This is a genomic window from Micromonospora sp. NPDC049580 (assembly GCF_040675595.1).
Lineage (GTDB): Bacteria > Actinomycetota > Actinomycetes > Mycobacteriales > Micromonosporaceae > Micromonospora.
Genome location: NZ_JBFAPG010000264.1, coordinates 1 through 8,781, shown reverse-complemented (window position 1 = coordinate 8,781; position 8,781 = coordinate 1). Strand labels below are relative to the sequence as shown.

General features: G+C 75.4%; 8 protein-coding genes. 4 read left to right on the top strand and 4 right to left on the bottom strand.

Translation table 11 applies throughout. The features are described 5' to 3' along the window. Window positions 1–38 precede the first annotated feature (38 nt). Window positions 39–425: a phage holin family protein gene (locus AB0J68_RS20390; RefSeq protein WP_234584566.1), complete on the bottom strand. Its 387-nt coding sequence runs from the start codon at window positions 423–425 to the stop codon at window positions 39–41. Between the two features lie 111 nt (window positions 426–536). Further along, on the bottom strand, window positions 537–2,543 hold the full coding sequence (gene eccE, locus AB0J68_RS20385; RefSeq protein ID WP_363939933.1) for a type VII secretion protein EccE: 2,007 nt from the start codon (window positions 2,541–2,543) through the stop codon (window positions 537–539). Between the two features lie 290 nt (window positions 2,544–2,833). On the opposite strand from eccE, the gene AB0J68_RS20380 reads away from it, so the two are divergent. Both AB0J68_RS20380 and AB0J68_RS20375 read left to right on the top strand, forming a co-directional pair. Continuing rightward, on the top strand, window positions 2,834–3,154 hold the full coding sequence (locus AB0J68_RS20380; RefSeq protein ID WP_354860428.1) for a WXG100 family type VII secretion target: 321 nt from the start codon (window positions 2,834–2,836) through the stop codon (window positions 3,152–3,154). Window positions 3,155–3,175: 21 nt separating this feature from the next. Beyond that, window positions 3,176–3,469, top strand: coding sequence for a WXG100 family type VII secretion target (locus AB0J68_RS20375; protein WP_354860426.1), 294 nt, complete (start codon window positions 3,176–3,178; stop codon window positions 3,467–3,469). A gap of 205 nt (window positions 3,470–3,674) precedes the next feature. Here AB0J68_RS20375 and mycP read toward each other — a convergent pair whose 3' ends face one another. After that, on the bottom strand, window positions 3,675–4,898 hold the full coding sequence (gene mycP, locus AB0J68_RS20370; RefSeq protein ID WP_363939932.1) for a type VII secretion-associated serine protease mycosin: 1,224 nt from the start codon (window positions 4,896–4,898) through the stop codon (window positions 3,675–3,677). Window positions 4,899–5,050: 152 nt separating this feature from the next. Here mycP and AB0J68_RS20365 point away from each other — a divergent pair, with 152 nt between their 5' ends. Beyond that, entirely contained in the window at window positions 5,051–7,993 is a 2,943-nt protein-coding gene (locus AB0J68_RS20365) for an SseB family protein (RefSeq protein ID WP_363939930.1), read from the top strand. Beyond that, window positions 7,990–8,355 (top strand): hypothetical protein, encoded by a 366-nt coding sequence (locus AB0J68_RS20360; RefSeq protein WP_355065369.1) that lies wholly within the window; start codon window positions 7,990–7,992, stop codon window positions 8,353–8,355. Before AB0J68_RS20365 ends, AB0J68_RS20360 begins: the two co-directional genes overlap by 4 nt. Before the next feature lie 4 nt (window positions 8,356–8,359). Here the strand turns inward: AB0J68_RS20360 and AB0J68_RS20355 are convergent. After that, on the bottom strand, window positions 8,360–8,781 hold a 422-nt coding region (locus AB0J68_RS20355), incomplete at its 5' end, for an alpha/beta hydrolase (RefSeq protein WP_363939928.1).

The window sequence follows — 8,781 nt, the reverse complement described above, 5'->3', positions numbered from 1 at the left end:
GAGCCGGGCGGTGCGGGTCGGTGGTGGTCGGTCGCCGGTCAGTCCCGGTCGAGAACGGCGCCGAGGATCCAGGTCACGATGCTCACGAACAGGGCGCCGAGCACGGCGGCCGGCCAGAAGCCGTCCACCGAGAACGGCAGCCCGGCCTGGTCGGCGATCCAGCTGGTGAGCAGGAACAGCAGCCCGTTCACCACAAGCGCGATGAGACCCAGGGTGAGCAGGTAGAAGCCGCAGCCGACGGTCTTGATGACCGGCTGGAGCACCGCGTTGACGACACCGAAGATCACCGCCACCAGGATCAGCGTGGTGACCGTCTCCACCGCCGAGGTCGACTCCAGGTCGATGCCCGGAATGAGCAGTGTGGCCAACCAGAAGGCCAGCGCCGTGGTGGCCAGCCGAATCAGCAACCCTTTCAGAAAACCCATGGCCGGGATCGTGCCACGGACCACTCACCGGCGTAACCCACCAGTTGACCATCCAGGACGACGCGGCCCAGGGCGGGCCCGGCCGCAGCTGGGCTCGGCGCCCCCGTCGGCTCAGCCGCGCGCCGGCCGGCCGATCAGCTGGGCCTCGATCGGGGTGGGGGAGAGCAGCGCCCACCGCAGGGCTCGGCGATTCACCACCGCCACCATGTCGTCCCGGATCCGGGTGAGCCAGTCGGCCGACCCACCCAGCCCCAGCGCCGCGCCGGCCAGCGCGGCCTCGGCCGCGTGCAGCGGCTGCAGCACCGCCAGGTCGGCGCGGCTCAACGCGTCCACATCGGCCGGGGTCAGCTCGTCGCGCACCACGAGAGTGGCCCGCCACGCCGGACCCGGCTCGGTCTCGGCCGGCGCCGGCCCGGCGTCGACCACCAGCAGCAACGGCTGGAGCGCGGTGCCCACCGAGTCAGCGACCGGTCGGCCCGGCGGGATCAGCGGGATCGTTCCCCCCGGAGCGCCCACACCTCGCACGAACGGCTCCCAGACACGGGGTCGCGCCGTCTGCACCACCACCAGCGCGCCCAGGGCCATCGCCCGCAGCGCCACCAACTGCGCGGCGCGCACCCCGCCCACCAGCATCACCCGGGTGCTCTCCGGCCGGAACAACCGCACGGTGACCGCACCGCCGTGCCGGTTGGTGCCGACCATCATCCCCGCCTCGCCCAGGGTCAGCTCCCAGTCGTCAAGCGCCACCGCCGATTGCCCCCCGGCGCTGGTGAGCGCCACCGGCAGCGTGCCAGCCAGCCCGGTCAGGTGCGCGCCGTCGAGTCTGCGCAGCGTCCCGCCGACGCCGCTGACCAGTCGGCCCAGCGCGTCGACGGCCACGGTCAGCTCGGCGGTCGACGCCGCGGCCAGGCGTACGGCCATCTCGGTAGGCGCCGTCCCGGTGCCGGCGGCCGGCGGTGGCCCCACGCAGAGCGACACCGTCGTCGCGGTCGCCGGCAGCGCGAGCAGCCGGGGCACCAGCCGCCGCGCGGCCGGGGCGCCGGTCTGCGGCCAGTCGACCAGCCGGAACGTGGCCTGGACGAGAGCGCCCGAGCGGAGCAGCGGCCACGACTCCCGCACCGGCTGGCCGTCGTGGTGGGCCAGCTCGCCCAGCACGCGCAGCGCCGCCGGTACGCCGAGCGGCCGGGCGGTAAGCGGCCCGAGTCGGCGGACGATCCGGCGTACCGTGCCGGCGAGCGCCCGACGCAGGGCCTCCTGCGTCCACCCGTCCGCCCGCAGCACCCGGACCGCCAGCACCGCCCGCTCCCGCCCGGCGAGCCGTCCGTCGGTGAGCTGCCGGTACGACGTGCCGACGGTGCCACCCGCCGTCGGGACGGGTGCCGGCGTCCCGCTGAGGAGCAGCTGGATCCGCAGCGGCGGGACGTCCGGACCGGGCGTCGGCAGCAGCGCGGCCGGCGCGGGGATCGCTCGGGACGCGTCGCCCAGCAGGTCGCCGGGATCGCCGAGCTCCAGAAGCGCCACCATGCCGCCGGTGTCCTCCAGCACCGCCGCCGGCCCGCCGGACAGCTCCGTCGAGTGGACCACGGCACCGGGTGCGACCAGGGCGAGCAACTCGGCCGGGCCGGGCTGCTGGCCCAGCACACGGCGCCGGGTCACATGCCCGGCGGCGGTGCCCAGCCACTCGAAGAGCCACCGGCCGCGGACCCGGACGCCGGCGACCGCCACGAGGAGCGCCGCCACCAGCAGCGCGGCGACGGTGACCGGCGTGCCCCGGCCCAGCGCGGCGAGGACGACCGCGACGGCGACCTGCCCGGTGACCAGCTGACCCGCGCGGATCCCCGCGCCGCGTCGGCTGAACGCGGCCCACCGGCCGCCAGATCGTCGATCGAGTATGCGATCCCTGGCTGCCCCCGTGCCGGGGACGCCGAGGGCGGCCGGCGCGGTACTGATGGCTACGGTCGCGGTTGCTCCGGTGTCGACACCCGGCGCGGTGCCGACAGACGTGGTTGTTCCGACGGCGGTGGCGCCCGACCCGGCTGTCGGGGCGCTGGCGGCCGGGACCGGGCCCCAACCGGGCCGGCTCGCCGGCTGCGAGCCTCCGGTGGTGATCGGCGACACCGCGCCTCCTCGACCAGTTGGGACGTGCCGGGCGGCCGACCGCCCCGGGATTGCCCGTCACGCGCCGCGACGTGGCTGCCGCACATCGTAAGCGACCGATGGCTGCCGTGGTTGTCCACAGGGGAGGCGCGTGGGGTAGCAGAACGGCTACCGGGCCGCTACCGTCAGCCACGAAGTTCATCGCTGACCCGCGTCCACCCATGCTCGTCGACCGGGCCACGCGATCGGTGCGCTCCCACGGTGGGCGCACAGCCGGCCAGGCACGACCGAGGAGACGAGGTGATGTTCGGGTGTCCCAGACCCAGGCAGAAGCGGCGGTGATGCGACAGACCGCCGCGAAGTTCGAGCAGGTGGACCAGTCGTTGCAGTCCATGCTGACCGGCCTGCTGGCCGAGCTGGAGGTGTTGCAGCAGGCCTGGCGCGGTGCCGGTGGGCGGTCGTTCGAGCAGGTCAAGCGGCAGTGGTCAGAGGATCAGGCCGCGTTGCACCGGGCCCTGCGGGAGACCGCCGGGGCCATCCGCACCGCCGGCCGACAGTACGACGTCTCGGACGACGAGGCGGCCAGCCGGGTGGCCGGCACCAACCGCGGCGGCATCCAGCTGCCGCTCTGACCTGCCGGAAGGGGAGTTCCGATGGACCACGGTGTGCTGGTCGTCAACTTCGCCGCGCTGCAACAGGCTGGCGCGGACATTCAACGGGCGCTGAACACGCTCGACTCGCAGCTCGGCCAGCTCGAACGCGACGCCGCGCCGCTGGTGTCGGCCTGGGCGGGTGACGCCCGACAGGCGTACGAGCAGCGCCAGGCGCGGTGGCGGTCCGCCTCGCAGGACCTGCAGGCGATGCTGCGCGCCATCAAGGTGGCGGTGGACGATTCCGCGGCCGACTATCTGGACACGGAGAAGAAGAACACCGGGCTGTTCCAGTGACGCCGGTGGGCCGGGAGCGCTGACCGTGCCCGCGTCGGCGCCCCGGCCACCCTCCGACGAGGGGCGCCCGCGTGCTGGCCGATCGAGGCCCCATCATGCACGCGGGGCACCGGGGTCGAAGCCCGCCGAGGCGGACCAGGACCGGGTTGGGTTTGGCGCGGACTACGCCAGGGTCGGGTTGGGCGCGGATGACCGCGGGGCCGGGTCAGGCTGGCTCGGCCGGTCGCCAGCGCCGGCGCGCGCCGCGGGGCAGCACGAGGGCGAGCAACACCACGGCGACCGCCGTCAGGCCGATCGCCGCGCCGGCCACCAGAGCCCGGTCCCGGGCGGTCGCGCGGCGGGCCTGGCGGGCGAGCACCGCCGGATCGGGCCGGTCGTCGGCGAGGGCGGCAACCGGCCGAGGAGCGGTCGTACGGCCGCCGCCGGTCTCGGTGACCGCGCGATAGGGGTTCAGCACGCCGGCGCCGTACCCGCCGCCGTGTCCCGGGCCGGGCGCCGGATCGACCGTGGCGACGATCCGCCGCACCACCTCGGCGGCGGTCAACTCGGGACGGTACGCGCGCAGCAGCGCCGCCGTGGCGGCCACGAACGGCACCGCGTAACTGGTGCCCTCGACCTGCTGGTGGCCCTGCGTGGGCGCGGCGACCAGCACCGCGCTACCCGGGGCGACCAGATCGACGTACGAGCCGGTCTGGGAGAAGGTCGCCCGTGCCCCGTCCGCCCCGATCGCGCCCACCCCGAGCACCCCGTCGTACGCGGCAGGGAACGGGCGCGGGTCGCCGCTGTCGTGCAGGTTGCCCACGGCGGCCACCAGCACCACGTCCCGCTCGACGGCGTACCGCACGGCGGAGCGGACCTCCGGGTCGTCGGCGTACAGCACCACGGAGAGGTTCACCACGTCGGCGTCGTGGTCGACGGCCCAGCGGATGGCGCGGGCGAACTCGTCGGCGCTGACCGTGCGCCCCGACTCCCGGCCCTGCACCACCTGCTGCTCACTCACCCGTACCGGCAGGATCCGGGCGGCCGGGGCCAGGCCGTGGAAGGCGACACCGGGCCGGGGCGCCGCCGCGATGATGCTCGCCACGCCGGTGCCGTGCCCGGCGCAGTCCCGGCTGCCGTCCCCACCCGGGTCGAGCAGGTCGGTGCCGGCCAGCACCCGTCCGGTCAACTGGGGGTGCGCCCGGTCGACTCCGGAGTCGACGACCGCGACCGTCACCCCGGCGCCGGTGGTCAGCGGCGCGAGCCGCGCGGGGTCGTACCGCTGCTGGGGCCAGGGTGTGGCCTCGACCGGCCGGACGGGCGCCAGTGGGGTCGCGCAGGCCGGGGCCAACCGGAGCCCGGCGCTGGCGGCGACGGCCGGACCGGTCGCGGCGGTCAGCAGAGCAGCGGCCAGACCTGCCAGGACGGGGTGCGCGATCGACCGGGACATCGACAGCCTCCGTATCGTGTCGGCTCCGGAACGGGATGTTATCGCCTCGACGCCGCCCCGGCGGACCGCCGCCGGCCAGCCATTGTGATCTTGATACCACCTTGTAGGTTGTACGCGATACCTGTGGCCTGTTCTCGGAAGGAGAGGTGGCCGTGACCGAATGGGAGCCGGCCACGGAGGCCGAGGTGGCGATGTGGGACGCGCTGCGCGCCAACGACCAGGAGCTCTACTTCCGCCTCCTGTCCCGCACCGATCTGCTGTTGCCGGTCTCCACGCCGGCGCCGTCCGGTCAGGCGTCCGCCGGCTGGGGCACCTGGACCACCGGTGGCCGGACCCACGTGCTGGCCTTCACCTCCGCCGCGGCGCTGCGGGCCTGCCTCGGTGAGCACGGCGGCACCAACCGGCGCGTGCCGTTCACCGACCTCGCCCTCGGTTGGCCCAACCACGAGTGGTGGCTCGCGGTCAACCCCGGGTTGCCGGTCGAGGGCTACCTGCCCGCCTGGTTCGTGTCCCAGCTCTCCCGTGGTGACGTCCGGCTGCCGGGCCGCGCCATGGGCGCCCGCGCGCGGCTGGAGCGGGCCGAGACGCTGGCCCGGTCGAGAGCCGGTACGACCGGCCGGGACGCCTCGCCCTCCACCGGGTTCGTGCCGCCCGCGTCGGACCCGACACCGTCCGGACGACCCGCGCCGAGGAACGCGGTGCCGCCGGTGGGCACACCCCCGGCGTCGGGCACCCCGGGCCGGGCGCCCGGTCCGGGTGAGCTGTCGCGCCGGTCTGGCTCGGAGGACCTGCCCGCCGCCGGTCAGCGGCAGCCGGACGCCCCGCCCCGACCGGCCCGCCCCGGCGCCGGCCCCGTGCCGGGCGTTGGCCGTACCGGCGCATCCCGGTACGTGCCGCTGGCCTCCACCGACCGCGCCCCGGCCGACCAGCCGGGTCCGCGCGCCGGCCGACCGTCCGCGAGCCCCCCGGCCACCGACGGCGACGGCCCGGCCGCCGGTGACGGCAACACCCAGGGTGGTCGGCGCTCCTTCTTCGAGCCGACGTCCGGTCGAGCGTCCGGGCCGGTCTCCGGTGACGGTCGGTCGGGCGACCGGGCGGTGCCGCCGTCCCGGTTCGGGCGGGGCAGCCAGCCCTTCCCGCGCCGCCGTCCCGCGGACACGCCGGGCGGCGACAACGCGGCCCCGGCCTTCCCGATGCCGACACCGGACGCCACCCGACCGCTGCGGCCACCGGCCGGCGACCTGGGCGCGTCCCGGGTGGTACGAGCGCCCGCGACCGACGACGAGACCACCCAGCCTCTGCCACCGCGACGGCCCAACCCGTTGGCCGAGGAACCCACCCGTGCGTTCCGGGTGCCCGGTCCAGCCGCGGGTGAGCCGTCACCGACCCGCGTCGGAGGGCCCGTTCCCACGGCGGACGAGACCCAGGCGATCCCGCGTGGCCGACCCGGGGACCGGCAGCGCTTCGAGCCGGTGGAGGAACTGCCGCCGTCGGTCGCGGAGCCGGTCTCCGGCCCACCCGCCCCGCGTCGCGGCTTCACGCCGATCGTCATCGAGGGCACCATCATCGAGTCCCGGGATCTCCTCGACCCGACCGAGGGCGCTCCTGCGTTCGACGCGGCCCGGCGACCCGGCCCGACCACCGCCGCCCCGCCGACGTTCGGCCCGGCCGCGTCCGGCCCGTCTGTGCCCGACCCCGCCGTTCCCGGCGCCTCGATGCCCGGCCCCTTCGTTCCCGGGCCCTCCGCCGCGGCCCCGGATCCGTTCGGCGTTCCCTCGTCGTTCGAGCCCGCGTCGTCCGGCCCGGTCTCGTTCGAACCCGCCGACACCGGCACGGGCCGGCCCGATTCCACCGGGACCGCCGAAGGCCTGTTCGGCACGGACCGCACCGGCGCGGGCCCGCTCGATTCTGCCGGCTCCGACCTGAGCAGCGCAGACCTGAGCGGCGGCGGCCTGGGCGGTGGCGGCCTGGGCGGCGCTGGCGGCTCGGCTGGCGTGGCCGCCGGTTGGTCCTCGCCCCGGTCCCCGGTGGGCTACGAGCCGGAGGCGGTACGCCCCGACACCGACGACGAACGCCCGGTCGTGGACGACCAGCGTGCGATTGTCGACGAGCCGGCGTCGGTGCAATTCGAGCCGGCCAACACGGTCGAGGAGGACCTGCTCGGCGCGGCGGGTGCCGGCAGTACGGACACGTTCCTGTCCACCCTGCTGTTGGCCCGGGTCCTGCTCCCGGCGGCGGCGGACTCGGTGCGCGGCAGCCGTCCCGGCGACCCGGGCTTCGTCTGGCGTACCGCGCAGCTCGACGGCGAGACGTACGTGGTGGTCTACACGTCCCCGGAGCGCCTCGCCGACCACGTCGAGGGTGACGTCGACACGGTCCGGGTGAAGTTCGCCCAACTGATCCGGCGCTGGCCCGACGAGGACTGGTCGTTCGCCGTCAACCCGGGCACGCCGGTCGGCGCGAAGCTGCCCGGCGACCAGATCGTCGCGTTGGCCAACTGGGCCGCCGAGGTGGGGCTCGGCGACGACCTGGAGGTCGACCCGGAGGAGCCGGCGGTCGAGGCGGAACCCACGGCCCGCCCCCGGTACGCTCCGGTGGCGGTCGACCCCGCCCGCCCGACCGTGATGCAGAAGGCGATCGCGCCCAGTCAGCTCGCGTACTACCTGGAGCGGGGATACGACCGGGTCTCCGGTTTCGTGCACCGGGCCGGCGAGTTGGCCCACCTGACCACGCCGGCCGAGCTGCACGACGCGCTGGGCCTGAGCTACCCGGGGTCACCGTTCGTACGGGACGCCGAGGAGATCTACGTGCTGCGCTGGCCGGCGCACCGGCCCAGCCTCTACCGGATCCCGTACGGCGGCCAGAACGAGCCGGCGATGCGGGCCATGGAGGGCTGGGTCATCGAGCGCCCGCCGTTCCGGGGCAACGGCTTCGCCCCGGGTGAGAGCAGCGACGTGGTGGCGGAGTTCAAGGTGGACAGCGCCCGCCTCCCGCACGGCGCGCAGCTCTGGCGCATCGGCGGGGACGGCACCGAGCGGGTGATCGCGGTGCTCGACACGGACGCGGTGGTCTGGCGACGGGTTCCGGAGGCGTGATGCGCGACGGCTACGTGGCCCGCTGGCGGGGCCGGGAGTACCAGGCGAGCCCGGACGGCGACGACATCCGGCTCTACCAGCCGGAGCCGGGTGAGGGCTTCGAGGAGGTCCGTCCGGGCCGGTACGTGCGGGTGCTGCCGGCGAGCGAGGTCGAGGATCTGGCGTACGTGCGGACCACCTGCACGTGGCAGGGGCAGCCGTTCATCGTGCTCGGGAAACACGACGCCTGGCTGCGGGTGGAGTACACCGGCGGTCGCTGGCCGGTGGCCGAGGCGATGCGGCTGGAGGTCTTCGACTTCGGCGTCTACCAGGGCTGGGCGCCGGCCGCCGAGGTCACCGACCTGCGCGAGCAGCGGGTCTGACCGATCAGGACTTGGCCCACCGCAGGATCTCGCCGAGCACCAGCTCGGGAGCTTCCAGGTGGGGGAAGTGCCCCACCCCGTCGAGCAGGCGCCACTCGTACGGCGCCACGACGTACCGGCCGGACCCCAGGGCGGTTCGTGGCAGGGCGGCGACGTCCCGTGCGCCGTGCAGTTGAAGGGTCGGGGTGACCAGCGGCTTCTGCATGAGGCGGACGAACCGGTAGCCGTGCAGCCGCAGCACCGAACGGAAGGCCCAGCGGTAGCCTTCCAGCGCGCAGAAGGCGGCCTGCGGGATGCGCATCGCCTCCCGGCACCGCTCGGCGTACGCCTCGAAGTCGCCGCTGGCGGCCCAGCGCGGCCCGGCCCAGCGGCGCAGGATCTCCCCGACGGCCGCCCCGCCGTCCTTGGTGAGCACGTGCTCGTAGC

Bases quoted from the DNA above. Each gene is read 5' to 3' on its own strand.
- AB0J68_RS20390 (WP_234584566.1), bottom strand. From the start codon at position 425: ATGGGTTTTCTGAAAGGGTTGCTGATTCGGCTGGCCACCACGGCGCTG.
- AB0J68_RS20375 (WP_354860426.1), top strand. From the start codon at position 3,176: ATGGACCACGGTGTGCTGGTCGTCAACTTCGCCGCGCTGCAACAGGCT.
- mycP (WP_363939932.1), bottom strand. From the start codon at position 4,898: ATGTCCCGGTCGATCGCGCACCCCGTCCTGGCAGGTCTGGCCGCTGCT.